Origin of the sequence: Geopseudomonas aromaticivorans (assembly GCF_019097855.1) — a bacterium.
Classification (GTDB): Bacteria; Pseudomonadota; Gammaproteobacteria; order Pseudomonadales; family Pseudomonadaceae; genus Geopseudomonas; species Geopseudomonas aromaticivorans.
In genome coordinates this window covers 36,277-62,333 of record NZ_JAHRGL010000021.1, presented here as the reverse complement: position 1 = coordinate 62,333, position 26,057 = coordinate 36,277, and the positions used below count along the sequence as shown (strand labels likewise).

Below are 26,057 nucleotides of genomic sequence, written 5' to 3'. Positions count from 1 at the left end.
GTCGGGCTGTTTTCGCGGTCTCCCAGGGGCCACGTGAGCGCATGGAGTGTCGGACTGAGTCGGGCAGTTGGTTCGGGAGGATTTGGTTTCCGCGACGCCTCCGATGAGCCCAGAAGGCCGCCAACGGGGCTTCAGGCCTTCATTGCCGTCATCAGTGCGTTGCTACCCAGCAGTTTCAGCACCCGTTTGAAGTTGTAGGCGAGCACATGCAGGCTCATCTCGGTACTCACCCGGTCGAGCGTTCTGGTGAGGAAATGGGTGGCGCCCATCCAGGACTTCAGTGTGCCGAACGGGTGCTCGACCGTCTGACGGCGGATTCGCATCATCTCTGGCGCTTGATCCAGACGATTCTGCATCGCCTCGAGTACGGACTCATGCTCCCAGCGGCTCACTCGTCGCTCTGAGCTAGGCGTGCAGTGCTCTTTCAGCGCGCAACCTTGGCAATGCGAACTCCAGTAACGGTGCAGCTTCAGCCCTTTCTCGACGCTTGAGAAACGCCAGATCAGGCTTTGCCCAGCAGGGCATCGGTACTCGTTCTTTGCTGCGTCATAGATGAAATCACCTTTGCCAAAGCGGCCAGCCGCTGTCGCTCCCGAGGTCAGCGTCTTGGGGTAACCGTCCGGGCATCCCGTCTGGTTTGACCCCGCCAAGCTAAGAGATGGTGTCCACCTATTTATCGTGGACACCATCTCAAGGCTCTCATGCGGGAAATCATGCAGCGACGTTCTTATTCCAAAGCCTTCAAGGCGCAAGTCGTGCAGGAGTGCAGCCTGCCTGGCAACTCGGTTGCCAGCGTGGCCCTGAGCCACGGCATCAACACCAATGTGGTTCATCGATGGCGAAGACTGGCAGCGGCCTGCCACCCGTCGACCGAAACACTGCCCGCATTTCTCCCGGTGACGCTGGAGTCGCACGCTCAAACCGTGATTTCCAGCCGGGCAGAGATCCGCATCGAGATTCCCCATCGCCGCACGACCTTGACTGTGCACTGGCCGGCGGCAGATGCCGAAGGCTGTGCCCGGTTCATGCGTGAGTTCCTGCAATGATCCGCATTGATCGCATCTGGCTGGCCACCGAGCCTCTGGACATGCGTGCCGGAACGGAAACGGCGCTGGCCAGGGTGGTGGCGGTTTTCGGGGCGGCGCAGCCGCACTGCGCTTATCTGTTCGCCAACAAGCGGGCCAACCGTATGAAAGTGCTGGTGCATGACGGCTTCGGCGTCTGGCTGGCCTCGCGTCGCCTGAATCAGGGGCGCTTCGTCTGGCCCGGTAACTGGCAGGGCTCGCAGATGGAGTTGAATCCCGAGCAGCTTCAGGCGTTGGTGGTCGGACTGCCCTGGCATCGGGTCGGTGCCGGAGCTGAAATCCGTCTGCTGTAGTGAGTCCTGCGGTGCTGCCTGCTGCGCAATTGACCGAACGACCTATCGTCGGGCGTCGTCGACGCCGGCACAATCACGGCCATGACCTCTTCTGCTTTCGACCACCTGACTCCCGAGCAACTGCGCGCACTGGCGGCGCAGTTGACAGAGCGTGTCGCAAGCCTCGACCAGCAGGTCTCCAGCCTCGATCAGCAAGTCCAGTATCAAAAGACGCGCAACGAGCAGCTGGCTCACGAGATTGCCATCCTCAAACGGCATAAGTTTGCCCGGCGCAGCGAGCAGCTCAGCCCTGACCAGATCAGTCTGCTGGACGACCTGCTCGATACAGACATCGCGGCCATCGAGGCCGAGCTCAAGGCGCTGAGTCCCGCACCGATAGCAGCCGAGCCACGCCAGCAGCCCAAGCGCGCCGCCTTGCCGCCGCAGTTTCCGCGCACCCTGATCCATCACGAGCCGGACACCACGCAGTGTGCCTGCGGCTGCCAGCTCAAGCGCATCGGCGAGGATGTCAGCGAAAAGCTCGACTACACCCCGGGCGTCTTCACGGTGGAGCGGCATATCCGCGGCAAATGGGTCTGCGCGCAGTGCGAAACGCTGATTCAGGCGCCGGTTCCGGCCCAGGTGATCGACAAAGGCATTCCGACCGCCGGCCTGCTGGCCCAGGTCATGGTGGCCAAATACGCCGACCATCTGCCGCTGTACCGCCAGGAAAAAATGGGTAAGCGGATTAAATGGTTGATCTTACCTTTGCATGAGAGTGAGACAGACCGGCATCTCATCGGATTATCTGGTTGATGCTTCACCTACTGCTGGTGCATGTTTCCTTCGCTAATTCCAGCAAGAACCCCACACGCCTCAACTTCCCGGTCATCGTTGCAACTCGCTCTCAGTGAAACGAGTTGTTTCTCAAGCGCTTGCAGAGCGGTTATCTGCGACCGCACATGAGAGATGTGATCATCGAGCAAGGCGTTGACGGCGGTACAAGGCTGATGAGGGTCGTCCTGATAGCTCTGTAGTTCGTGAATCTCAGCCAGTGACAGGCCCAGGATTCTGCAGCGACGGATGAAGGCCAGCCCCTCACCATGCTTCTCGGTATAGACACGGTAACCGTTGTCCTGCCGATCAGGCGGCGGCAACAAGCCCTGCTGTTCATAGAAGCGGATCGTCTGTGTTTCGACCCCTACCAACTGCGCCAACTGACCAATGCGCATCAGCCTCCTCCCCAACGGATTCTTTACTCTATTGACCTTATAGTAGCTTTATAGTTTTAAATGGTACCACAACATTGTTCAAGTGGAGTCGTATCATGAGCAAATCCTGTGGTGGCGCCTGTGGCGGTGATGCAACGTCCGCAGCGGATACCGATATACAGGCCTCCTCCGAGGCGCCAGGGAGATGGGTCAGTGTTTATGCCGTGCCGAAGATGGACTGTCCATCAGAAGAACGAATGATTCGCCTAGCCCTGAACGGCTTTGAGGAGATTCGGGCGCTGTCCTTCGACTTGTCGAACCGCCGGCTGAAGGTCGTGCATGACGGCGAGGTCGAGCCCGTCACCTCGAAACTGAAGACCTTGGGGCTAGGCGCCTCGCTTCAGGAAACCGTCGCTGCAAATCCGGAGACCATCAAGGCCGCCGAGTTTTCGGCAGCTTCTGCTAAGCAAGAATCCGGGACCCTGCGCTGGTTGCTCGGCATCAATGCACTTCTGTTCGTGGTGGAAATGACTGCCGGTCTGATCGCCCGGTCCACCGGCCTGATTGGAGAATCCCTGGACAATTTTGCCGATGCGGCGGTGTACGGGCTTGCCCTTTATGCGGTTGGACATAGCGTGAAAATGCAGGTACGTGCCGCGCATCTTGCTGGTGTACTGCAACTGATCTTGGCTGTGGGCGTGCTCGTAGAGGTGGTGAGACGCTTTGTATTCGGTAGTGAGCCTGAATCGCTGGTGATGATGGCTATCGCATTCGTCGCATTGATTGCCAATACCAGTTGTCTGCTGCTCATATCCAAACATCGGGAAGGCGGGGCGCACATGAAGGCAAGCTGGATATTCTCGGCCAACGACGTGGTGATCAACCTGGGGGTCATCACCGCCGGCGCCCTGGTCGCGTGGACCGGTTCCAATTATCCGGATCTGATTATCGGCACCATCGCGGGGGGCATTGTACTTAACGGTGCCAGACGCATTTTGGCGTTGAAGGGTTAAATAATGCTCATTATTGGCAAAAAGCTCTCGCCGTATGCCCTATTGTCCATATCGGGCCTGCTGGCAGCGTCTGATCAGGCTGTAAAGTGGCTGGTGCAGCAATCAATGGCCTATGGCGAGTATGTTTCGGTGACCCCGTTCTTTAACTGGGTGCACCTATGGAACACCGGTGCCGCATTCAGTCTTTTTGCGAATGGTGGAGGCTGGCAGCGCTACTTTTTTATCGGAATCGCGGTAGTGGTCTCGATTTTTCTGATCAAGCTGATCCTTGAAAATCGTCATAAAGGAGAAGCCATCGCTTACAGTCTTATCCTCGGTGGCGCCATGGGCAACCTGATTGACCGGGTCTTTCGCGGCTATGTTGTGGATTCCTTTGATTTCTATTGGCGAGACTGGCATTGGCCGGCCTTCAACCTGGCTGATATTGCAATTGTCCTCGGTGCCTTACTTTTCGTTTCCAGCAGCTTGTTGGGTAAAAAAGCAAACACCAATGCCGAGTCGGATGGATCTGACTGACACCTACGCCTATACAACACCATGACCGAACTTCCCGACAACATCCTTCACCTGCCGCAATACCAAGTACTGGGCTGCAAATCAACCGACGACGAAATGCACTTCCAGGTGGACGTGCCCGATCCCATCGCCTGCGAGGAATGCGGCGTGCAGGGTGAGTTCGTACGGTTCGGCAAGCGTGACGTTCCCTATCGTGATCTGCCCATCCACGGCAAGCGGGTCACTCTCTGGGTGGTCCGCCGCCGATACACCTGCCGGGCCTGCAAGACAACATTCAGGCCCCAGCTACCGGAGATGGTGGACGGATTCCGTATGACACTGCGGCTGCATGAGTACGTGGAGAAGGAATCCTTCAACCACCCCTACACCTTTGTGGCGGCACAGACCGGCCTGGACGAGAAGACGGTGCGCGACATCTTCAACGCCCGCGCCGAGTTCCTGGGGCGCTGGCACCGCTTCGAGACGCCCCGCATCCTGGGCATTGACGAGCTATACCTGAACAAGCGCTACCGCTGCATTCTGACCAACATTGAGGAGCGAACCCTGCTCGACCTGCTGGCCACCCGCCGCCAGGACGTGGTGACCAACTACCTGATGAAGCTGAAAGACCGGCAGAAGGTCGAGATCGTCAGCATGGACATGTGGAACCCCTACCGGGCAGCGGTCAAGGCTGTGCTGCCCCAGGCCCGTATCGTGGTCGATAAGTTCCATGTGGTGCGCATGGCCAACGATGCCCTAGAGAGAGTGCGCAAGGGCCTCAGAAAGGAGCTGAAACCGTCCCAGAGCCGGACTCTCAAGGGAGACCGGAAAATCCTGCTGAAACGCGCTCACGAAGTCTCAGACCGGGAGCGCCTCATCATGGAGACCTGGACAGGCGCGTTCCCGCAACTGCTGGCCGCCTACGAGCACAAGGAGCGCTTCTACGGCATCTGGGACGCCACCACACGGCTCCAGGCAGAAGCCGCCCTGGACGAGTGGATAGCCACCATCCCGAAGGGCCAAAAGGAAGTCTGGAGCGATCTGGTCAGGGCAGTGGGAAACTGGCGCGAAGAGACCATGACCTACTTCGAGACGGACATGCCCGTCACCAACGCTTACACGGAGTCCATCAACCGACTGGCCAAGGACAAGAACCGTGAAGGGCGCGGTTACTCCTTCGAGGTGATGCGGGCACGAATGCTCTACACCACGAAGCACAAGAAGAAGGCACCGACTGCGAAGGTCTCTCCTTTCTACAAGAAAACCATCGGTTACGGACTGCCGGACTTCGCAGAGGAACTCAACTACGGAGTCGATCTATCAACCATCTGAGGGTGGTATCAGATTGATGGGGTGAAGGTGCCCCATCAACCATTAAATCCGTATACCCGAAAAAATCTTCGCCCGCGCTGGCCTGGCCATCCCGCGCTCGACCCTGGCGCAGTGGGTCGGCAGCTGCGGCGTGCAGCTGCAACCGCTGGTCGATGCGCTGCGGGACATCGTGCTGAAACAGCGCATCGTCCATGCCGACGAAACCCCGGTGCAGATGCTGGCTCCGGGGATGAAAAAGACTCAGCGCGCCTATGTCTGGGCCTACGTTCCCAGTCCGTTCGCTGATCTGCGTGCGGCGGTCTACGACTTCAGCCCCAGCCGTGCCGGCGAGCATGCCCGCACCTTCCTGGGCGACTGGAAAGGCCAGCTGGTCTGCGACGACTTCGCCGGCTACAAGGCCTGCTTCGAGCAGGGCGTGACCGAAATCGGCTGCATGGCCCATGCCCGGCGCAAGTTCTACGACCTGCATGTCGCCAACAAGAGCCAACTAGCCGAACAGGCCCTGCGCCACATCGCTCAGCTATACGACATCGAGCGCGAGGTGCGCGACCTGCTGCCCGATGAGCGACAGCGAATACGCCAGGAAAAAGCCAAACCCATCGCCGCTGCCCTGCACAGCTGGATGCTCGCCCAGCGCCAGTTGGTACACGAAGGCACGGCCATCGCCAAGGCGCTCGACTACAGCCTCAAGCGCTGGACGGCCCTGGTGCGCTATCTCGATGACGGCATGTTGGCCATCGACAACAACTGGTGCGAAAACCAGATCCGCCCGTGGGCCATCGGCCGCTCGAACTGGCTGTTTGCCGGCTCGCTGCGCAGCGGTAAACGTGCGGCTGCGCTGATGACGCTGATCCAGTCAGCGCGACTGAACGGGCATGACCCGTATGCCTACCTGAAAGATGTGCTGACTCGGCTACCGACGCAGAAGGCCAGTGAGCTCAGCGAGCTGCTGCCGCACAACTGGATCCCCGCCAGCAAGGTGTGATGCCCGCTCGCTTACGTCTTGGGTACGAAAACAGTGATTCCAGCTTCATGGCACGCCAGGATTTCTTCGCCTTTGAAATACCCTCTGTCTGCGACCGCCGAGAGCTCCTCGACGCCCATGGCTTCTCGGGCTTGCTTGGCCATTGAACTCAGTTGGTCTCGATCGACTCCGTCGTTCGTGACCTCATGCGTCACGATCAGGTGGTGCTTCGCGTCGACCGCCGCCTGCACGTTGTAGCCGACCATTCCGGTGCCACGCGTCTTCATTGAGCGGGCATCGGGATCGGTCAGGGAAATCTGTTTATCCGGTGCTTCGTTGAGCTGAACCTCGATTTCCTTGAGCTCCTGCATCTTGGTCTTCAAGGTCGCGATCTTGTCGTGGAGGCGTTCGGCTTTGACCTGAGCAACGGCAGGTTCCTGACGATCTGCGGTATCGAGCGCCGTCAGATAACGATTGATGCTGGACTCAATCTCCGCCATTCGCCGCTGAAGCTTGGCGCTGGTGAAGTTGCGGTCGCGATTGTTGACCGCCTTGAACTTGCTGCCGTCGATGGCCACCAGCGCTTCGGAGAACAAACCAAGCTGTTGGCACAGCACCACGAACTGCCGACAGACGCCGCGGATTGCCTTGCCGTTATCCTTGCGGAAGTTGGCGATGGTTTTGAAGTCCGGCATCAAGCGCCCGGTCAGCCACATCAGCTCGACGTTGCATTGCGCTTCGCGCTCGAGGCGTCGACTGGACTGGATCCGATTGAGGTAGCCGTAGATGTAAATCTTCAGCAGGACGCTGGGATGGTAAGCGGGCCGGCCGGTTTCCGCCGGGACGATACCCTCGAAACCCAGCCGGCCGAGGTCGAGTTCATCGACGAACACATCGACCACCCGCACCGGGCTGGTGTCCGCCACGTAATCATCCAGGCTCTCGGGCAGCAGAGTGCTTTGACCTCGACACTCTCCCTGGATGAAACGCTTCATGGGCAGCCCCCGCTATGAAACCTGCCGGCAGCATAGCAAGGTCTCTGGCCACGTTTTTACACACTCTGGGCCGATAGCAGCCTCTACTGACCAACAGCAGTCGATCCAGGCTGTGGTGGTCAGGTCACACAGCGCAACTCACTCCAGCGGCTCACGTAACCGGGCGATTTGAGCTCCTGACGCATCCCCCAGCCCGGCGTCGCTGGCACCCGTGCGAGGTGAATGGTGCCGCGGCCCATGCGCGCGTTGATGCGGTCGAGGGTGGCCATCAGCGCCTCGCTGCCAGGCCGTGGTGGCGGGGCGAACAGGTCGCCCTGGAGCCGGCCGGGGCTGGCGAATTCCATCAGCACCACGCCGGCCTTCTGGTAGCGGTAGCCGGGGACATAGATCGAGGCGAGTCCGGCGAGGGCGGCCTGCACCAGATCGCGGGTGTCGTGGGTGGGGCAGGCTAGTGGCACGCTCGCCGTTCGGCCATAGCGCGGTTCGTTGGGGTTGAAGACGCCGGTGCGGATGTAGACCTGCAGCAGCTGGCAGTAGTCGCCCTGGGCACGCAATTTCTCCGCGGCGCGGCTGGTGTAGCTGGCCACCGCCTCGCGAAGGTCCTCGAGGTCGGTGACCCGCTCGGAGAATGAGCGGCTGCAGGCGATCATCTGCTTGGGCTCAACGCTTTCACCCAGGGCCAGGCAGCTCTCGCCGCGCAGCTCGCGCACAGTCTTCTCGACAACGATGCTGAAGGCCTTCCGGATGAATGCCGGGTCCTGCTGGGCGAGGTCCCAGGCGGTGGCCACGTTCATGGCTTCGAGCTTCGCGGACAGCTTGCGGCCGATGCCCCATACCTCACCGACTGGAGTCAGACGCAGCAGCTTTTCCTGGCGTGCCGGATCGGAGAGGTCGACCACGCCGCTTCGGGTGTGCTTCTTGGCGCACCAGTTGGCCAGCTTGGCGAGGGTCTTGGTCGGCGCGATACCGACGCCGACCGGGATGCCGGTCAGGCGCTGAACCTCGGTCTTCACCTTACGCCCGAAGACCGGGAGTGGCTCGCGCAGGCCGGTGAGGTCGAGGAAGGCCTCGTCGATGCTGTAGACCTCGATGCGCGGCGCCAGGTCGCGCAGCACGCTCATCACGCGCGCTGAGAGGTTGCCGTAGAGGGCATAGTTGGAGCTGAACACCTCGATGCCGTGCAGGGCGATCAGCTCGCGCAGCTTGAAATAGGGCTCGCCCATGGCGATACCCAGCGCCTTGGCCTCGTTGCTGCGGCTCACCACGCAGCCGTCGTTGTTGCTGAGTACCACCACCGGCAGGCCGCGCAGGTCGGGCCGGAACAGGCGTTCGCAGCTGACGTAGAAGTTGTTGCAGTCGACCAGGGCGAAGGTCGGCATGTCAGCCTCCCAGACGGCGAACGGCGGCGACCACCACGCCGAACACCTCCAGCTCCTCGCCCGGTGCGATGCGGATGTCCGGGTAGCGCGGGTTCTCGGCGCGCAGGACGGGTTGCCCGGCTTTGGCCTCGAGGCGCTTGCAGGTGAAATCGCCGCGCACGGTGGCCACCACGATCATGCCGGCGCGCGGCTCGATGGAACGGTCCACCACCAGTACGTCGCCGTCGAAGATTCCGGCGCCCTGCATGCTGTCGCCGGCGGCGCGCAGCAGGTAGGTGGCGGCCGGGTGCCTAATGCACAACTCGTCCAGAGACAGTGTGGCTTCGATGTGGTCCTCGGCCGGCGACGGGAATCCGGCCGCGACCGGATTCGAGAACAGGGGCAGCCGCTGGACGGACGCGCACAGCGGGCCGAGCGGTGTCAAACTCATGATGATGGCCTCAAATAGTACTGTATTTATATGCAGTAAATCAGAGGCGGTGCCCGAGAGCAATGTGCAGAATCTGCACATTGCCGTGAGCGAGGAGGAGGCCCCGAAGTGGAGGACCGCGAAACCGAGTCCCGGGTTCGGGAGGTGCAGACCCTGGCCGAGAGTGTCTTTGAAAACCGCTCGATCGCGCTCGACTGGCTGGCCAGGCCCAACGCGGCGCTGGGGGATGTCACCCCGCTGAGTTGCTGTGCGACGGCGGCGGGGGCACAGCAGGTCAGGCGGATTCTGCGGGCCATCGAGTCCGGCGGGGTGGCTTGATCACGGCTGGAGCTGGAGGTGCGGCATGTGCGGAGGTGTCGAGGTGGCGGGCCGCTACACGGAAAGCGGCAAGCCGGTGCGGGTCTACTTCCCCAACCCGAAAGCGGCCCTGCCGATGCTGCAGGCCGACGGTTCGGTGGAGTGGCTGCCCTGGGGGCGGCGCCAGGAGCAGGAGGGAAAACTGCCGGCGACCGGCTGGGCGCGGGTGGACTCGATCAGTGCGGGAAAATGGGCGCGCTTCCATCCTCGGGAGGTGTGGATCGTGGCGGAGCGCTTCATGGAGAAGGATCCTGCCGGCGTCTCGCACTGGTTCGATCTGGAGGAAGGCCAGGCCATCGAAGGCTTGCTGGTGGCAGCCGGCGAGGAGCGACGGGTCTACGTGGTGACCTCGTTGCCGCCGCCGGGATGTGAGTCTATCCATGGCCGCTGGCCACTTGTTCGACTCGCTGAATGACTTCTGGCCTGGCTGAGTCACCTTCCGTTGGTCCATGCGGAATTTAGTCAATGATCTCGATGGGATCTGCAGGTGGCATCGGGTAGTGCTTGGCCTCGTACATCTCGATCAGCGACGACAGAGCATCCAGCTCATTGCCCTCGGGTGTACCGATCTCGGCCCCCCACAGCTGCTCCATACGGGCAAGGGCTGCAGCTAGGTCTTCCTCAGAGCGAATCGACTTGATGTTCATTGTCCTGCCTCCGCATCGATCTGGTCGTACTGGCCATACCTGCGATGGCGTCCGTGTATGGCCGCTCGCCAAAAATGGGGACCAGCTTGGATCGCCTGAGCATCAACGAAAGCGGGCCCGCATGGTTTCTAGGGATAGCAGCTCGGAGGCATGTACGGTGACTATACGATCACACGCAACACGCTCGATACGGAGATCCTCCAGCTCGTCGAGGAGCGCCTGGTAGGCCTCGGCGCTAAGGGGGACGGCTTCTTGCTTGGACTGGTCAGACATGGCTGCACACCCTGTTGGCCCCCGCGAGGCAACCTGCAGGCTCCATCGTTTTGCCATGGGCAAGAGCTGCCTTTATGAAGTGGCGTTGGTTGGGTGGAACACCGCCGCCCAACCGTAGGGCCTCTCCCGTGAATTTCGCGATCATGGCGTGCTTGTCAGAGACTTTCTTGTGCTTCATGCCTGCCTCATCCGGGGTTGTGTCCCGAGATGTTAAGTGTCACTGCGCGATCTCCGCCGAAGCGGGACGTGCACAGTACGCCGCGTACTCGGCTTAACCATCGAACCACTGCGGTTCAGTATGCCGTTGCCGGTCCATGACTTACTGGCATTGTCCCTATTGCAGGGTGCTGTCTGTGTTAGCCGGATCGCCGTGCTTTTGTGTGAGTATCACTCCCGCTTCAGCGGATCGCCCACCGCCGGACCGACAGCGTATCCAGCTCACCGTCGACCTCCAGTCACGGCCGATCCAAACGATATTCATGCAATTGCTCATGCTCGAGTCGCCAGAGCCTCAGGAACGTCCGCCAATCATCGACGTAGTAGCCTGGGAAAGCACTGCACATCGTCGAGCCGATGCTCGCTGTAGCCATACGGCTGCGCCATGGCTCGGGTATGTCGTCCGGTCGCACGACCTCGAGCGGCGGATTGTCACGCCGGGAGACCGGTACGAGACGAGCCACATCCCCCAGCGTCCAGGTTGCCGCTTCGCCAATCGGCGCCTCATGGTCCAGCCGTTCGATGAGATCGAGGCAAGCCAGCGCATGGGCCCGCCGCTCTCGATGGGTCATCGCCCAAAGGGCTTGGCGGCGTAGCTTTTCGCGCGAGTAACTATCGGCTTTGATGGCTGTCAGCTCGGCCTTGGTGATCAGCTCTGTCACTTGAAACCCCGCTCTTCCTGTCTGGTCGCATTCGACTTCAGCTCACGCTTCATGTAGTGGTCAAGCCACCCCGGACAGTGGGTTAAGTTTTTTTCTCGGTCACAGCGCTCTCTAGCTCAGTCTGGAAGTGTGTTTTTAGAGGTGCCCCAAGGCGGGTGGATTACCGTCATGCAACATGGGCGATCAGGGCGTCAGGAGATCGAAAGCTGCTGCCGCCAGGGGCGGGCGGCCAGGCGTTGACAGGCCGCCAGATTGCCACCGAAACAACTTTGGCACAGCGGCTTGTCCAGATCGTCGTAACTAATCGGCCGACCATCCTGGTCAAGCAGGTCGCCGCCAGCAGCCTTGAGCAGGGCATGGCCAGCGACCACGTAGTGTGGAGAAACGGGGTAAAGCGAAACCCCCGCAATGCCGTCGCCGGCGGCCACCCGGGCGAGGCGGTAGGCGATGCTGGGCATCGGGTTGAAGCGCGCTGGAGCACAGAGCGTGGTGTTCAGCTCTGGTTGCTGGTCGGCGGCCGTGCTGACGAACACCACCGAGTTAGCGTCGAGCTGCCGTGCGTCCAGGTTGGGGCAAATGTGTCGGCCATTGCGCAGCAGGCCAGTCATGCTGAGCTCCCAGGCAATGCAGTCAGGCCCGCGCGTGGTAACTGGCGCATAGACGACGCCCAGCACCGGTACGGCATCTTTCAGTAGGCCAACGGAAATGGCCGAGCCAGGCCTACCCGCCAGGAAATCCGTGGTGCCATCGTTCGGGTCCACCACCCAGCAATGGCTCGCCCCAGTCAGCGCGCTTCCCGTTTCCTCTCCCCAGAAGTCTCCCAGCTGCAGTCGCAGCAGCCCATCGCGCAGCAGGATCTCCACTTCGACGTCGATATCCGCCTTGTCTCCCGCCCCGCGAGGGCCACCTGGCCGTGCAACTTCGGCGGCGATGAGCGCTCCGGCGCGCAGAACCAAAGAGATGACTTCATTCAGCATCAGCTTGTCTCGAGATTGATGTTCGGCGCTGGGACTGCACTGTCCGGCGTACTCGGCAGCGGGAACGGATGGCAGCGTCACTCCAGGGAGCAGATTGAAGGCCCTATTTCAATAGATCGGCAGGTCATTTTCAGGCGAAATCGAGGGGGGGCGTTTTTGACCCTGCATTCGGTGGTGGCACGCATCGAGACGCCATACGATCGGTGGCACCCACTATCTCCCCAGCTCTTGGTAGGTGGCCATGTAGTTGTTCACCGCCTCGCGGAAGGCGGCCTGCAACTCGGCTATCGTCTCACCTTCGTAGTTGACCAGTGCGCGAATGAAGAGCAGCTTGCCGAACAGGCAGTTGTCCTCGATGCTGGCTTCGATGGAGCCGTAATACCCCCGGTGCAGCAGCAGATTGTTCACGAAATCAGTCCTCCTGCCCTGAGTCAGGATCGTCGTCGAACATATGGTTAACCCAGTGCGCGCGCTTGAGCGTGGCCATTGCATAGCCGAAGCAGGACCTACACAGCTGCATCCTTTCGGGCTCGCCATCGCGCCACTGGGCCTGTAGGACGCCATGCCCCATTTCGGTTGTACTGGCGTCGCACACGTCGCACCGCACGACCTTCTTCAGCCGGATCGTCGAGCAGTCTGGATCGGGCTCCAGCTCCAGAGTGTCGCCCTCGGTCCATCCTGCGGCCTGGAGCAGATCGTCCGGCAGATCCAGTATCGCGTCGCCGCTGCCGTCCCCAGCGTCACGGCAAGTCAGCTTCCATCTCATCCAAGTCCCTCCGCTGTCAGCACCGCCCTATGCCAGAGTGCGCATAGTCCGCGTCATTCTGGGGCAGGTTGAAAAGCCTATTTCAGCAGATCTGCAGGTTTTTGGGGGGGGCGGCTGTGGTTTTCAGCCACGAGGGTGCGCAGTCGCTGAAGTCAAGCGCACGGGGGATCGGCTTTTGCTTCCTAGATTTGCTTGATCAGGCTCTGGAGCGGTTGAAAGCGCCGGCTTGCGAAAATCCGCACTGGTAACTCAAGACCCGATTGCCGGTTGTGGCAACAGACGAGGAATCCTCGGCAGTTGAGGAGGAGGCGTCCGCGGGGGGAGGCGACGGCGAGCCGCCGCCCACGGATCCCACGGCACAGGCGTTCAGGGTAGCGAGCCGGCCGCAGGCCGGAAAGTGACGATAACGGATTTTATCGTCACTTTCTGGCCATGGGAGGGAAGCTTGGGCTATGCACGAAAGTGCCTGTGCTCGGTGAGGTCGCGTTTAAAAGTGGTTCGGAATGCTCCATTACGGCCAGTACATTCCGTGCCATCGTCACTTTTCGCTTTGCGTGACCTTCATTCAGATGACTTTTCGGCAGGGCCCAGAGTCATGCCTACGGAGCGGGTTTAGCTGACGGCATCCCCATGTAGTGTTGGTGCCACATCATGTGGTCCATCATCATCTGCTGCATCCCCATATACCTGTCCATCATGTACTGACGCTGTGCTTTCTGCTCCGGGGGCAAGTTCGAGTAGTCCTGCCAGCCCATCATGTGGCCGCCACCCATCATGCCGCCGCCCATCATGTGCCCGCCCATCATGCCGCCTCCCCACATGCCCATGCCATGCATCATTCCCATATTTCCTTGCATCGTATTCCAATGCTCCTGAAGGAGTTTTTGCCGTTCCTTCGGGTCTTGGGTCTGACGGATTTTCTCCATCTGGGCCTGCATCTTCTGGAGGTTTTCCTGCGCCTGAGCCATCTGTTTGTCGAACTCAGCAATATTCGGAGTTTGCTGCTGCGCCTGGGGCGTAGAGCTTTTGGCTGGGGTTGGGTCTGCCGCCAGCGCCCATGCGGGTGACAGTGATGCGGCGAGGAGGAGTGCCGCCAGCTTGGTGTTTTTCATGTCGAGCTGCCTTTGTGGTGGTGAGCTGAACCAACATACCTACGAGCCGGGTCATTGCGTTGACAACATGGCTTTCGTCTAGAACTGTAGCGTCCCTTGGCTGGATTGCCCCATCGTGAGTCAAGGGGGATAGGCTCAATCAGCTTTCCGAATGGAAACGATCCTGGCTGCCATGCCCTGGCTCTGGAATTCGAAATTCACTTTGTCACCGACCTTCAGCCCCTTCAACTGCTCGGGCGTTGCGGTAAAGCCCATGGTCATTGGTGGCCATTTCAAGCTGGGAACGGGGCCGTGCGATAGCGTGATGGTCCCTTTGGCTGCGTCGATCCCCTTGATCGTGCCGCTGGTCTTGGCGGTGGGGGCCACGCTGTCCGGCTGTTCCATTGGCGTGGGCTGTTCCATTGGCATCCTGTCCATGGGCTTGTCGTTCATGTCAGCCGCTGTGGCGGTCTGGATGAGCGTGGCGGTCAGGATGGTTGCGAGGACTTGTTTCATGACTGGGCTGCTCCTGTGGAGTTGGATGGTTGCACAGCTGATGCTTTGGGTAGATGCGAGCGGCGAATCAGCCGATAGGCCGCCGGGATGACGAACAGGGACAGCAAGGGCGCGCTGAGCATGCCGCCAACCATGGGAGCGGCGATGCGGCTCATGATCTCGCTGCCGGTGCCGCTGCCCCAGAAGATAGGCAGCAGGCCTGCGACGATCACCGCCACGGTCATCGCCTTGGGACGCACGCGCTGCACGGCGCCCTGGTGAATCGCCTCCAGTAGTGCCTGTTCGCTGTGCTCGCCGGCCGCCTCACGCTCGGCCCAGGCGTGCTTCAGATAGAGCAGCATGATCACGCCGAACTCGGCGGCCACCCCCGCCAGGGCGATGAAGCCGACGCCAGTGGCCACCGACAGGTTGTATCCGAGCAGATAGAGGAACCACACCCCGCCGGTGAGGGCGAATGGTAGCGTCGCCATGATCAGCAAGGCCTCGTCGATGCGGGCGAAGGTCAGGTAGAGCAGCACGAAGATGATTGCCAGGGTCGCCGGCACCACCAGCTTGAGCCGGGCGTTGGCCCGTTCGAGGTACTCGAACTGTCCCGAATAGCTCAGGCTCATCCCCGGTTGCAGGCTGACCTGCGCACCGATGGCCTGGCGCAGATCGGCGACCACCGCGGCGATATCCCGACCACGCACGTCGATATAGACCCAGCCGGATGGTCGAGCGTTCTCGCTCTTGAGCATCGGTGGGCCATCCTTGACCACAATCCTGGCCACGGTGCCCAAGGTGATCTGGCTGCCTTGCGGTGTATAGATCGGCAGCTCCTCGAGAGCGCTGAGCGAGTCGCGCCACTCGCGGGGGTAGCGCACATTGATCGGGAAGCGCGCCAGGCCATCGACGGTTTCGCCGACGTTTTCGCCGCCGATGGCACTCGCCACTATCGACTGCACGTCGGCGATGTTCAGCCCGTAGCGGCCGGCCGCACGACGGTCGATGTCCACGTCGACATAACGCCCTCCGGTCAGCCGCTCAGCCAGCGCCGAGCTGACGCCGGGCACGCCTTTGGCCACCCGCTCGACGGCCAGGCTGGCGGCGTCAATGTCCGCTAGGTTGGTTCCGGCAATCTTGACCCCAATGGGGCTCTTGATCCCGGTGGCGAGCATGTCGATGCGGTTGCGGATCGGCGGAATCCAGATGTTGGTGAGGCCCGGTATCTGCACCACGCGGTCCAGCACCTCAACCAGTTTCTCGGGCGTCATGCCGGGTCGCCACTGCTCGCGCGGCTTGAACTGGATGGTGGTTTCGAACATCTCCAGAGGCGCCGGGTCGGTGGCGGTTTCGGCTCGTCCGGCCTTGCCAAAGACGTGCTCGACCTCCGGTACCGTCTTGATCAGGCGGTCGGTCTGCTGTAATAGCTGCGAAGCCTTCTGCGCCGAGAGTCCGGGTAGCGCGGAAGGCATGTAGAGCAAGTCACCTTCATCCATCGGTGGCAGGAACTCGCCGCCGAGGCGGGAAATCGGCCACAGCGCGCTGAGAAACACCAGCAGTGCAGCCATCAGGGTGGCTTTGGGGCGGCGCAGCACCGCGTCCAGGGCCGGCCGGTAGAGGCGGATCAGCCAGCGATTCAGCGGATTGCGCTCCTCCCGGGGGATCTGCCCGCGAATCCAGTAGCCCATCAGTATCGGCACCAGGGTCACCGACAACCCGGCCGCGGCCGCCATGGCGTAGGTCTTGGTGAAGGCCAGTGGGCCGAACAGGCGGCCTTCCTGGGCCTCCAGGGTGAACACAGGGATGAACGACAGGGTGATGATCAGCAGACAGAAGAACAAGGCCGGGCCGACCTCGACGGCGGCAGCGGTTATCACCTGCCAGTGGCGTTCGCCTGTCAGCGTCTCCCCGGGGTGAGCCGCGTGCCAGGCCTCGATCTTCTTGTGGGCGTTCTCGATCATCACCACCGCTCCATCGACCATGGCGCCAATGGCGATGGCGATGCCGCCGAGGGACATGAGGTTGGCGTTGATCCCCTGCTGGTGCATCACGATGAACGCGATGAGCACGCCAACCGGCAGCGAGATGATGGCGACCAGGGATGAGCGCAGGTGCCAGAGGAACAGCGCACAGACCAGGGCGACGACGATGAACTCCTCGAGCAGCTTGTGGCTGAGGTTGGCCACCGCGCGGTCGATCAGCTTGCTGCGGTCGTAGGTGGTGACGATTTCCACCCCGGCGGGCAGGCTGCCCTTCAGCTCGTCGAGTTTGCCCTTGACCGCGGCAATGGTGTCGCGGGCGTTCTTGCCGCTGCGCAGGATCACCACGCCGCCGACCGTTTCGCCTTCGCCGTCGAGTTCGCCGATGCCGCGGCGCATCTCCGGACCCAGCTGGATGCTCGCCACGTCGCCGAGGGTCACCGGCACGTTGCCGGCGCCGAGCCTGAGCGGGATGGCGCGGAAGTCGTCGAGCGTCTTCAAGTATCCGGAGGCGCGCACCATGAACTCGGTCTCGGCCATTTCCAGCACGGCGCCGCCGGTTTCCCGGTTGCCCTGGCCGATGGCCGCGATCACCTCGGACTGGGTGATGCCCAGGCTGGCCAGCCTGACGGGATCGAGCAGTACCTGGTACTGCTTGACCATGCCGCCGACGGTGGCCACCTCGGCGACGTTGGTCAGAGTCTTCAGCTCGAACTTGAGGAACCAGTCCTGTAGGGCGCGCAGTTGCGCCAGGTCGTGGCGGCCACTGCGATCCACCAGGGCGTACTGGTAGATCCAGCCGACCCCGGTGGCATCCGGCCCCAGCGCGGGTTTGGCACCCGCCGGCAGGCGGCTCTGCACCTGGCTCAGGTACTCCAGAACCCGCGAGCGCGCCCAGTAGAGGTCGGTGCCGTCCTCGAACAGCACATAGACGTAGCTGTCGCCGAAGAAGGAGTAGCCGCGCACCGTTTTCGCCCCCGGCACCGAGAGCATGGTGGTAGTCAGCGGATAGGTCACCTGGTTCTCGACGATCTGCGGCGCCTGCCCCGGATAGGGGGTGCGCACGATCACCTGTACGTCGGAGAGGTCCGGCAGCGCGTCGAGCGGGATGCTGCGCACCGACCAGACGCCCCAGGCGGTAGCGAACAGAGTGGCCAGCAGGACCAGGAAGCGGTTGGCTACCGACCAGCGGATCAGCGCGGCGATCATGGCTGGTCTCCCAGTTTTTCCAGATGCTCGACCACCAGCCCAGCGTCGCTCTCGCGCACCGCGAAGCGCACTCGGTCACCAACCTTGAGTCCTTGCAGCAGGGCCGGATCGGCCAGGGGGAAACTCATGGTCATGCCGGGCATCCCCAGCGTGCGGAACGGACCATGGGCGAGGGTCACGTGCTGGTCACCGATCTCGACGATTTGCCCCTCGGCCTCATGCAGGGGCGGAGCGCTGGCGGCAGGCTCCGGTCTTGCCGCAGCCTCCACGACCATGCCCTTGAGGCTGGCCTCGGAATCGAGCAGGAACTGCCCGGAGGCGACCACCTGCTGGCCTTCCTCCAGGCCGCTCAGTATCACCGTCCGGCCGTCGCTTTCTAGACCTGGTTGCACCTCGACGGGGCGGAAGCGCCCTGCGCCTTCGGCGAGCATGACCAAGGCGCGGCGGCCGGTGCGGATGACAGCCTCGCTCGGTACTGACAACACGCCTTGCTCGCTCGCCCGATTCAGCCGTACCTGCGCCGTCAGCCCCGGCCGCAAGCGCCCGTCAGGGTTGGGCAGTTCGACTCGTACGCGCAGGGTACGACTGTCGGCGTTCACCTCGGGCAGGATGGTGGCGACCCGGCCCGTCAGCACCTCGCCAGCGAGCGCCGGCAGGCGCGCCTCGACCGCCTGGCCGGCGTCTAGTGCCCCGGCTTCGGCCTCCGGTACGGCCAGCTCCAGCCAGACGCTGTCCAGACCGTTGATGCGCGCCAGGGTATTGCCGGCCGCCATGCTCATGCCCGTCCGCACAGCCAGCTCCTGCAACACGCCACCGATGGGGCTGGTGATGGTCAGGGTCGGCTGGGCCTTGCCGCTGCGCTCCACCTTGGCGATCAGCGCCGCCGGCATCCCCGTCAGGCGCAAGCGCTGGCGGGACGCCGCCAGCAGCTCGGCATCGCCGCTGCGCCGGAGGGCGAGAAACTCTTCCTGGGCGGCGGCCCACTCGGGCACCAGGAGGTCGGCCAGCGGGGCGCCGGCCGCCAGCACGTCGCCCGGCGCGCGGGCGTAGACCCGCTCGACGAAGCCGGCAGTACGCGCCTGAACCACCGCGACATCCCGTTCGTTGAAAGCCAGCATGCCGGTTACCTCCAGACTGGAGGCGATGGCCCCACGGCTGACGGTCGCCAGGCGCAGGCCGAGATTCTGGATCAACCGCGGATCGATGCTGACGGCGGCGCTGTCCGCGGCGGCATCGGCATAGCGAGGCACCAGCTCCATGTCCATGAAGGGCGACTTGCCCGGTTTGTCGAACCGCTGCTGCGGATACATCGGGTCGTACCAGTACAGTACCTGCCGCTCATCCAGCGCGATGGCTGCGGGTTCGGCTTTGTCGGCCACCTCGGGCGAGCGCTGCTGGGCGAACCAGTACCCCCCGCCAGCGCCTAGAACGAGCGCCAAGCCGCACAGTGCGGCTGTCGGGCCAATTCGCATGTTCATGGGTGCTCCTCCCCGTAGGCAAAATGCAGCCGTGCAGCGGTCTTGGCGCCCTGTGCCTCCAGCTCGACCTGGCGCAGGCGAGTCTCGATCAGCTCCTGACGGGCGGTGATGACGCTGAGCAGATCGCCCTTGCCGGCGCGGTAGCTGGCCAGGCTGAGCTCCACCTTCTCCCGGGCCAGCGGCACGAAGCTGTCGCGGTTGCGATGCAGTGCCCGCTGTAGTCGCTGGTATTCGGCGAGATCCTCTTCCAGTTGCTGGGCATGCTCGCGCAGCAGGGCTTCGCGCTCGGCCTCTAGCTGGTCGAGTTCGGCATGTCGGGCGGCGATTTTTGGATCCTGCCGAGAGCCGGGGAACAGTGGCAGGTCGAAACTGACCTGCACACTGACCATGTCGCCAAACTCGCGGCCACGACGCTGGTAGTCGAGCTCCCAACTCCAGTCGGACTTCTTCTCCGCCTGCGCCTCGCGCACCTTGGCTTGCGCTTCGCGCGTCATCGGCTCGAAGGCGGCCAGCGCCGGGTGGCGTGGCAACTGGTGGCCGTAGCGGGCGTGATCGACGGGCCATTCTGGCCAGTCGCCAGCCAGCGGCTGGTCGGCGGCCACGCCTATCCAGCGACGTAGGGCAGCGCGCGCGCGAACGTGTTGCTGGGCCAGTTGGTCCTGCTGTTCGTCCAGGCGGGCTGCCTCTTGTTTCGGCCGCACAGCGTCGGCAGCCTGCCCACGTCCGCCGGCGATCTGCGCCTGCACGGCGGCAGCGAGCAGACGGTTCTCGCGGATGAAATCGGTGAACAGCGCCTGCTGGCGTTCCACCGCGAGGCGGTCGATCCAGGCCAGCGCGGTGGCCTGGCGGACGCTCAGTCGTTCGACCGCGCTTTCGGCGGCGGCGCGCTCTACCGCAGCATCGGCTACCTCAATCCGAGCCCGGCGCTTGGCGCTGTTGGGCATCTCCTGCATGACTCCGACCATCTGCATGGTCATGAAATCGCGGTCGATGCTCCAGCGGTCGGGGCCGCCGACGGGATAGTTCTGCACCCCCAGCCGCAGCTGAGGATCGGGCAGTTCTCCGGCGGGAATGGCGGCACTACTGGCGGCTTGCAGTTTGGCTTGCTCGGCGGCCAGCGAAGGGGCGTTATCTTCAGCCAGGCGCAAGGCCTCGGCGAGGGTCAGCGAGGCTGCCTGGCTCGGCAATGCCAGCACGGACGCCGCCAGGGCGGCGGCGAGGGGCCAGCCCGGACAGTGACGTGGGATGTTCATGCTCTCGATTCCTGTGATGTTCCGTGTCGCGCGAACGCGCGCAGCCCTGCTGTCCCGACCAGGCGGGATAGCGTTCAGTGTGGGGCAGGAATCAGGCGCAGGGTGGTCGCCAGAGCCCGGATGGGGGGCGCTCGGGCAGCAGATCGCAGGTGTAGGATGCCGCTATAGGGGCGGACAAGGGGATGGGGGGCTTGATGACTGCCACTTGCAGCAGGCTGGCGGTCTTGCATTCCTGCCCCGGTTTGCAGGGCTTGCCAGGCTCGGCTGGACCGCCCATGTCCTGGCAGCAGTCCGGAGGCACGGCCAGCATGTCGGCCATCGCCGCCATGTCGGTCGCCTGCATCGGACAGGGTTCTGCCGGTGGCTGGACCCCCGCCATCCCGGTGAGGGGAAGCGTCAGACTGAGCAGGAAAACCAGGCAGAGCCGCAGGTGGCGTTTCATGGACGGGAGTCTAGTCCTGCTCGGTGGGGTACACAATTGCAGGCGCACCACCCGGCACAGTAGTTAAGGAGCTTCGAGCAGAGCTCGTTATTGCGTGGTCCCGGTTTGCCGCTGATGGGAGGGGCCGCCTGAATGTGCGCAGCGCAGGTGATTGCCCTCGCTCGTTGCGCCTTCGCACAACGGCTGCGACAACTCGTGGAGGATGCCGCAGTGGGCGGCGCTACTCGGCTCGTTGCAGCGTTCACGCAAGCTCTTGAGCTGTTGTTCCAGCTGGCGGAGCTCCTCGATGCGCGCGGTGACATGGCCAATGTGCGCGTCCAGCAGGGCGTTCACATCGCCACAGTGTTCGCTGGGGGCATCCTTGAAATGGAGCAGCCCCCGAATCTCGGCGTGCGTCATGTCCAGCATGCGGCAACGGCGGATGAAGGACAGCCTTTCGACATGCGCTTCGGTGTAGATGCGAAAGTTGCCGTCGCTGCGTGCTGGCGAGGCGAGTAGCCCCTCGCGCTCGTAGTAGCGGATGGTTTCGACCTGGGTGCCCGTAGTTCTGGCCAGTTGACCTATTTTCAAGGTGTTCTCCCAATAGTCGGGTCTGGTGACGTCTACTTGCAGCATAGGGGCTTGACTCTGTAGCCGCTACAGGTTGTTTACTCGTGCCCAACGTCAGGCTTGGGGGTACAACATGGGTGAGTGCAACGCTGTTGGGTGCGGGTGTTCCACTGCGTCGTCAGCGGAACCGAAGACGCTCTCCGCCGGAGCGGGAAAGATTGCGCAGTACCGCATCGACAACATGGACTGCCCCACCGAGGAACGGCTGATTCGCGGCAAGCTGGAGCCGCTCGCAGGAGTGACCGGGTTGGAGTTCAACCTGATGCAGCGCACGCTGACGGTGAACCACCAGCTCGATTCGCTGGAGCCGGTCGAAGCCGGATTGCGCGCCATCGGCATGCAGGCCCAGCGTCTTGCCCCTCCAGCCGAGCAGGTGTGCACGGTGTTGCTCATCGCGAAGATGGACTGCCCTACCGAGGAACGGCTGATTCGCGACAAGCTGACCGGAATGCCCGGGGTCGAGTCCCTGGACTTCAATCTGCTGCAACGCCGTCTGACGGTCACGCACAGTCCCGAGAGCCTGAATGCCATCCTGGGCGCGCTGACATCCATCGGACTCGAAGCCAGTGTCGAACCGAGTGTTGCCAACGACAGCGCCAAGCCGTCTACCAGCACCCACCATTGGTGGCCACTGGCCGTGGCGGGCGTGAGTGCGACCCTGGCCGAGGTCGTGCACTGGTTGAACAGCGGTAATCACTGGTTGGTCGTGGCGCTTTCCATGATGGCGATTGGCGTAGGTGGACTCTCGACCTACAAGAAAGGCTGGATTGCCCTCAAGAACCGCAACCTGAACATCAACGCGCTGATGTCGATTGCCGTCACCGGCGCGATGCTCATTGGCGAGTGGCCGGAGGCGGCCATGGTGATGTTCCTGTTCGCCCTGGCTGAGGTGATCGAGGCCAGATCGCTCGACCGTGCGCGCAATGCGATTCGCGGCCTGATGGAGCTCGCCCCGCAAACGGCCACCGTCCAGCAGCCGGATGGCAGTTGGCTGGCTGTGCCCGCCAAGCAGGTGGCGGTGGGAGCCACGGTGCGTCTGCGTCCAGGTGAGCGCATCGCGCTGGATGGTGTGGTGACCCAGGGGCACTCGACTGTGAACCAGGCTCCGATCACTGGCGAAAGCCTGCCGGTGGACAAGGCGGAAGGTGACAGCGTGTTTGCCGGTACGATCAACCAGACGGGCTCTTTTGAATATCGGGTGACGGCAGAGGCCAGTCACTCGACGTTGTCGCGGATCATTCATGCCGTCGAGTCCGCCCAGGGCAGTCGTGCGCCGACGCAACGCTTCGTCGACCAGTTCGCGCGCATCTACACCCCGGTGGTGTTCCTGCTGGCGTTGCTGACGGCCGTCATACCGCCGCTGCTGTTTGCCGGGGCCTGGATGGACTGGATCTACAAGGCCTTGGTGCTATTGGTGATTGCCTGTCCGTGCGCGCTGGTGATCTCCACCCCGGTATCCATCGTCAGTGGTCTGGCTGCGGCTGCCCGCAAAGGCATCCTCGTCAAGGGCGGTGTGTACCTGGAGGAGGGGCGCAAACTGGCCACTCTGGCACTCGACAAGACCGGCACCATCACCCATGGCAAGCCGGTGCAAACCGACTTCATCGCCTTGAATGGCGAGGAAGTCCAGGTTCGCACTCTGGCGGCAAGCCTTGCGGCACGCTCGGATCACCCGGTGTCCCAGGCCGTCGCCCATGCGGCCTGCGAAGCCGGTTTGGCTTTGCGCCCGGTGAGCGATCTGGCCGCCATTCTTGGCCGGGGCGTCCGGGGCCGCATCGACGATCATCTATACCAGCTGGGCAACCACCGGCTGATCGAGGAGCTGGGGCTTTGCTCGGAAGCCATCGAGGCGCAGCTGTTTGCCCTGGAGCGTCAGGGCAAGTCGGTGGTGCTGCTGGTCAACCAGCACGAAGTTCTGGGCATTTTCGCGGTGGCCGACACGGTGCGGGAAACCAGTCGCGAGGCTATCAGCGAACTGCACGCCCTCGGGGTGAAAACCCTGATGCTCAGCGGCGACAATATCCATACCGCCGAAACCATTGCCCGCTCGGTCGGCATCGACGAGGCTCGCGGTGGGCTGCTGCCGGAAGACAAGCTCAAGATCATCGAAGGGCTGATGACGAGCGACAAGGCGGGTGCGGTCGGCATGGTGGGGGACGGGATCAACGATGCGCCCGCCCTTGCCCGAGCGAGCATTGGCTTTGCGATGGGGGCGGTTGGTACGGATACCGCCATCGAGACGGCAGATGTTGCGCTGATGGACGACGACCTGCGCAAGATTCCCGCGTTCGTCCGGCTGTCGAGGGCGACCGCAGCGGTGCTGCGGCAGAACATCGCCTTCGCCCTCGTGATCAAGGCGGTCTTCCTGCTGCTGACGTTCAGCGGGCAGGCCACCTTGTGGATGGCGGTATTTGCCGACATGGGGGCTAGTTTGCTGGTGGTGGCCAACGGGCTGCGGTTGCTGCGCAAGTAGTGGGTTTGCGTGCTCCTGCGGTCCACTAGTGCCGATCCATGGGTGCAAGCCAGGCTGGAAAATGCGTGCCGTCGGTCCCGTCAGGTTTTCTTGCCAGATTGCAGCTGTTAAGATTTCATATAACCAATCCATCTACGATCAAGTACTTATGCGCCGTTGGCTAACGATTCTCTTGCTGGTGATGATGCCGCTGCAGCTCGGTTGGGCTGCACTGGGCAGCTATTGCCAGCACGAATCGGGAAGCCAGACGAAGCATTTCGGCCATCACGCTCACCAGCACAAAAGCCAGGTGGGGAACGAGGACGACGACGGTCCCGATCCCCAAAGCGGCAAGAACCTGCATGGCGATTGCAACGCCTGCGTTTCCGCTGGCGTCACGCCGATCTTTTCCGCTGTAGCCTTGTTTGATGTGAACAGCTCGTCAGCTGGCGAAACAGGGCACCAGGCTCATCCGCTGGCCCGACCATCCTCTCCGCCTGACCGCCCTGCGTGGGCCCGCCTCGCCTGATCGGCGAGGCGACTCCTCTCTCCCTGACCCGCTCAAACGACCATCGTCACCGACGATGAGCGTTGGCGTGCTGCGAGCCAGCTGATTGCGTCTCGCCGATTCCCTGTGAGCTTTTTCATCACTGGAGAATCGGGATGTTCCCAAGCAAAACCAGAAAATGGCTGCCCTGTGCCTTGCTCGTGCTGGCCACCGGCAGTTCCTTGGCGCAGACAGCGCCAAGCGCTTCCAGCCTGCAGTCGGTCACTGCCGGTCCTTTATCGCTGAAGCAAGCCTTCGATACCGCTTGGGCGCGTCAGCCCGAAGCGGAGTCCTCGTCTGCGCGTCGTGAGGCGGCCTCCGCCCGTCGCGCCTCCGCCGACAGCTGGACCGCCGAGCCCATGGCCCTGGAGCTGTCGAGCAAAGGCGACCAGCTCAATGGCAACGATGGTAGCCGCGAGCACAATGTCGGCCTCGCCATCCCCCTGTGGCTGCCCGGTGAGCGCTCGCGTACGGGCGCCGTGGCCGAGGCCGAGGCCCAGTCCACCGCCAGTCGCGCCTCGGCTGCGCAGCTGCGCACTGCTGCTGAAGTGCGCGAGGCGTACTGGCAGTGGCAACGCAGCCGGGTCGAAGCGAGCCTGGCCAGCGAGCGCGAGGGCAATGCCCGGCAGCTCGCTGCCGATGTCGCCAAACGGGTCAAGTCGGGCGAGCTGGCCCTGGCCGATCAGCACCAGGCCGAGGGTGCTGCGGCGTTGGCCGAGATCGAGGCGGCGCGAGCCAGGAGTGCGCTGGCGACGGCTGCACAGCAGTTGCGCAGCCTGATCGGCACCCTGCCGGGTGATAGCGAAGAGACTGCGCCTGGCGTAGTTGCCGGTGAGCCGGTGCCCGCTTTGCCCGCCGACTTCGCTGGTCTGGATACTCAGCATCCGGCGGTGGCCGCCCTGCTCGATCAGGCCGAGGTCGCGCGCCGCTCGGCCGAACTGGCCCGCGTGCAGACCCGGGCCAATCCCGAGTTGACCTTGTCTACCACTCGCGAACGCGAGCCTGGGGAGTCCTATGACGAAAGCCTCACCCTGGGCATTCGCATCCCCTTCGGCTCGGGCAGTCGCAATCGCGCCAAGCAAGCCACGGCCGAGGCCGAGGCCATCGAAGCCGAGGTGCAGGCGCGTCTGGCGCGTGAGCGCCTGCTCGGCGAGCTGGAAGCCGCCCGGCTGGAGTTCGAATCCGCCCGCGCTCAAGTGACGGCTGCCGAGAAGCGTGCCCGGCTGGCCCAGGAGTCTCGCGGTTTCTTCGAAAAATCCTTCCGCCTCGGCGAAACCGATCTGCCGACGCGCCTGCGTATCGAGCTCGAGGCGACCGACGCCAAGCGTCAGGCTGCCCTGGCCCGACTCGATCAGGCGGCGGCGACCTCTTCACTGCGCCAGGCGCTGGGTCTGCTGCCCGAATAGGGCCAGAACGAACCTACAA

At 62.9% G+C, this 26,057-nt stretch carries 23 protein-coding genes and 6 pseudogenes; 12 read left to right on the top strand and 17 right to left on the bottom strand.

What is annotated here, in order from left to right; genetic code table 11:
• Positions 1–131: 131 nt before the first annotated feature.
• Positions 132–611, bottom strand: a pseudogene (locus KRX52_RS10370) (transposase); the annotation flags it as partial.
• A 102-nt stretch (positions 612–713) separates the two neighbouring features.
• On the opposite strand from KRX52_RS10370, the gene tnpA reads away from it, so the two are divergent.
• From tnpA to KRX52_RS10355, 3 genes and pseudogenes are all read left to right on the top strand, one after another.
• A complete protein-coding gene (gene tnpA, locus KRX52_RS10365) occupies positions 714–1,046 on the top strand; it encodes an IS66-like element accessory protein TnpA (RefSeq protein ID WP_217681658.1) in 333 nt (110 codons plus the stop codon).
• Positions 1,043–1,378 (top strand): IS66 family insertion sequence element accessory protein TnpB, encoded by a 336-nt coding sequence (tnpB, locus tag KRX52_RS10360; protein WP_217681657.1) that lies wholly within the window; start codon positions 1,043–1,045, stop codon positions 1,376–1,378. Before tnpA ends, tnpB begins: the two co-directional genes overlap by 4 nt.
• Positions 1,379–1,459: 81 nt before the next feature.
• A pseudogene (locus KRX52_RS10355) lies at positions 1,460–2,095 on the top strand (transposase domain-containing protein); the annotation flags it as partial.
• A gap of 86 nt (positions 2,096–2,181) precedes the next feature.
• Here the strand turns inward: KRX52_RS10355 and cadR (KRX52_RS10350) are convergent.
• Complete coding sequence (gene cadR, locus KRX52_RS10350) at positions 2,182–2,589, bottom strand: Cd(II)/Pb(II)-responsive transcriptional regulator (protein WP_004364961.1); 408 nt, start codon at positions 2,587–2,589, stop codon at positions 2,182–2,184.
• 95 nt (positions 2,590–2,684) lie between these two features.
• On the opposite strand from cadR (KRX52_RS10350), the gene KRX52_RS10345 reads away from it, so the two are divergent.
• From KRX52_RS10345 to tnpC, 4 genes and pseudogenes are all read left to right on the top strand, one after another.
• Positions 2,685–3,581 (top strand): cation efflux transmembrane domain-containing protein, encoded by an 897-nt coding sequence (locus KRX52_RS10345; RefSeq protein WP_004364974.1) that lies wholly within the window; start codon positions 2,685–2,687, stop codon positions 3,579–3,581.
• A 3-nt stretch (positions 3,582–3,584) separates the two neighbouring features.
• Positions 3,585–4,097, top strand: coding sequence for a signal peptidase II (gene lspA, locus KRX52_RS10340; RefSeq protein WP_003821921.1), 513 nt, complete (start codon positions 3,585–3,587; stop codon positions 4,095–4,097).
• 21 nt (positions 4,098–4,118) lie between these two features.
• On the top strand, positions 4,119–5,408 hold the full coding sequence (locus KRX52_RS10335; protein ID WP_004574636.1) for an ISL3-like element ISPpu12 family transposase: 1,290 nt from the start codon (positions 4,119–4,121) through the stop codon (positions 5,406–5,408).
• 58 nt (positions 5,409–5,466) lie between these two features.
• Positions 5,467–6,393 (top strand): annotated as a pseudogene (gene tnpC, locus KRX52_RS10330) (IS66 family transposase); the annotation flags it as partial.
• A 17-nt stretch (positions 6,394–6,410) separates the two neighbouring features.
• On the opposite strand, the pseudogene KRX52_RS10325 reads toward tnpC, so the two are convergent.
• The 3 genes and pseudogenes from KRX52_RS10325 to KRX52_RS10315 form a co-directional block, all read right to left on the bottom strand.
• Positions 6,411–7,367 (bottom strand): annotated as a pseudogene (locus KRX52_RS10325) (IS1182 family transposase); the annotation flags it as partial.
• Between the two features lie 119 nt (positions 7,368–7,486).
• Positions 7,487–8,746 (bottom strand): translesion error-prone DNA polymerase V subunit UmuC, encoded by a 1,260-nt coding sequence (umuC, locus tag KRX52_RS10320; RefSeq protein ID WP_217681656.1) that lies wholly within the window; start codon positions 8,744–8,746, stop codon positions 7,487–7,489.
• Between the two features lies 1 nt (position 8,747).
• Positions 8,748–9,176 carry a LexA family protein gene (locus KRX52_RS10315; protein WP_217681655.1) on the bottom strand — a complete coding sequence of 143 codons (429 nt, stop codon included), beginning with the start codon at positions 9,174–9,176 and terminating at the stop codon, positions 8,748–8,750.
• Between the two features lie 108 nt (positions 9,177–9,284).
• Here KRX52_RS10315 and KRX52_RS20750 point away from each other — a divergent pair, with 108 nt between their 5' ends.
• Both KRX52_RS20750 and KRX52_RS10305 read left to right on the top strand, forming a co-directional pair.
• Positions 9,285–9,494 carry an antitoxin Xre/MbcA/ParS toxin-binding domain-containing protein gene (locus KRX52_RS20750; RefSeq protein ID WP_367890531.1) on the top strand — a complete coding sequence of 70 codons (210 nt, stop codon included), beginning with the start codon at positions 9,285–9,287 and terminating at the stop codon, positions 9,492–9,494.
• Positions 9,495–9,519: 25 nt separating this feature from the next.
• Positions 9,520–9,948 carry a hypothetical protein gene (locus tag KRX52_RS10305; protein ID WP_217681654.1) on the top strand — a complete coding sequence of 143 codons (429 nt, stop codon included), beginning with the start codon at positions 9,520–9,522 and terminating at the stop codon, positions 9,946–9,948.
• A gap of 49 nt (positions 9,949–9,997) precedes the next feature.
• On the opposite strand, the pseudogene KRX52_RS10300 reads toward KRX52_RS10305, so the two are convergent.
• The 12 genes and pseudogenes from KRX52_RS10300 to cadR (KRX52_RS10245) form a co-directional block, all read right to left on the bottom strand.
• Positions 9,998–10,180 (bottom strand): annotated as a pseudogene (locus KRX52_RS10300) (helix-turn-helix domain-containing protein); the annotation flags it as partial.
• Between the two features lie 728 nt (positions 10,181–10,908).
• Positions 10,909–11,331: a hypothetical protein gene (locus tag KRX52_RS10295; RefSeq protein ID WP_217681652.1), complete on the bottom strand. Its 423-nt coding sequence runs from the start codon at positions 11,329–11,331 to the stop codon at positions 10,909–10,911.
• 191 nt (positions 11,332–11,522) lie between these two features.
• The gene (locus KRX52_RS10290) at positions 11,523–12,308 is read right to left on the bottom strand and encodes an inositol monophosphatase family protein (protein ID WP_217681651.1); all 786 of its coding nucleotides are present in this window, start codon (positions 12,306–12,308) and stop codon (positions 11,523–11,525) included.
• 216 nt (positions 12,309–12,524) lie between these two features.
• Positions 12,525–12,716 (bottom strand): annotated as a pseudogene (locus KRX52_RS10285) (type II toxin-antitoxin system HicB family antitoxin); the annotation flags it as partial.
• 4 nt (positions 12,717–12,720) lie between these two features.
• A complete protein-coding gene (locus tag KRX52_RS20745) occupies positions 12,721–13,074 on the bottom strand; it encodes an AbrB/MazE/SpoVT family DNA-binding domain-containing protein (RefSeq protein WP_254797504.1) in 354 nt (117 codons plus the stop codon).
• A 599-nt stretch (positions 13,075–13,673) separates the two neighbouring features.
• Entirely contained in the window at positions 13,674–14,186 is a 513-nt protein-coding gene (locus KRX52_RS10275; protein ID WP_217681650.1) for a hypothetical protein, read from the bottom strand.
• A 135-nt stretch (positions 14,187–14,321) separates the two neighbouring features.
• The gene (locus tag KRX52_RS10270; protein ID WP_217681649.1) at positions 14,322–14,681 is read right to left on the bottom strand and encodes a copper-binding protein; all 360 of its coding nucleotides are present in this window, start codon (positions 14,679–14,681) and stop codon (positions 14,322–14,324) included.
• Positions 14,678–17,851 carry an efflux RND transporter permease subunit gene (locus KRX52_RS10265; RefSeq protein WP_217681648.1) on the bottom strand — a complete coding sequence of 1,058 codons (3,174 nt, stop codon included), beginning with the start codon at positions 17,849–17,851 and terminating at the stop codon, positions 14,678–14,680. The genes KRX52_RS10270 and KRX52_RS10265 overlap by 4 nt, the downstream gene beginning before the upstream one ends.
• Entirely contained in the window at positions 17,848–19,329 is a 1,482-nt protein-coding gene (locus KRX52_RS10260) for an efflux RND transporter periplasmic adaptor subunit (RefSeq protein WP_217681647.1), read from the bottom strand. Before KRX52_RS10260 ends, KRX52_RS10265 begins: the two co-directional genes overlap by 4 nt.
• The gene (locus tag KRX52_RS10255; protein ID WP_217681646.1) at positions 19,326–20,582 is read right to left on the bottom strand and encodes a TolC family protein; all 1,257 of its coding nucleotides are present in this window, start codon (positions 20,580–20,582) and stop codon (positions 19,326–19,328) included. The genes KRX52_RS10260 and KRX52_RS10255 overlap by 4 nt, the downstream gene beginning before the upstream one ends.
• A 91-nt stretch (positions 20,583–20,673) precedes the next feature.
• Positions 20,674–21,024, bottom strand: a complete 351-nt coding sequence (locus tag KRX52_RS10250; RefSeq protein ID WP_217681645.1) for a hypothetical protein — start codon at positions 21,022–21,024, stop codon at positions 20,674–20,676.
• An 87-nt stretch (positions 21,025–21,111) separates the two neighbouring features.
• Positions 21,112–21,594, bottom strand: a complete 483-nt coding sequence (gene cadR, locus KRX52_RS10245) for a Cd(II)/Pb(II)-responsive transcriptional regulator (protein WP_217681665.1) — start codon at positions 21,592–21,594, stop codon at positions 21,112–21,114.
• A 112-nt stretch (positions 21,595–21,706) separates the two neighbouring features.
• Between cadR (KRX52_RS10245) and KRX52_RS10240 the strand changes: the two genes are divergently transcribed.
• From KRX52_RS10240 to KRX52_RS10230, 3 genes are all read left to right on the top strand, one after another.
• Positions 21,707–24,106, top strand: a complete 2,400-nt coding sequence (locus tag KRX52_RS10240) for a heavy metal translocating P-type ATPase (RefSeq protein ID WP_217681644.1) — start codon at positions 21,707–21,709, stop codon at positions 24,104–24,106.
• Between the two features lie 61 nt (positions 24,107–24,167).
• Positions 24,168–24,614 (top strand): DUF2946 domain-containing protein, encoded by a 447-nt coding sequence (locus KRX52_RS10235; protein ID WP_254797502.1) that lies wholly within the window; start codon positions 24,168–24,170, stop codon positions 24,612–24,614.
• Between the two features lie 134 nt (positions 24,615–24,748).
• Positions 24,749–26,038: a TolC family protein gene (locus tag KRX52_RS10230; RefSeq protein WP_217681643.1), complete on the top strand. Its 1,290-nt coding sequence runs from the start codon at positions 24,749–24,751 to the stop codon at positions 26,036–26,038.
• Positions 26,039–26,057: the final 19 nt, after the last annotated feature.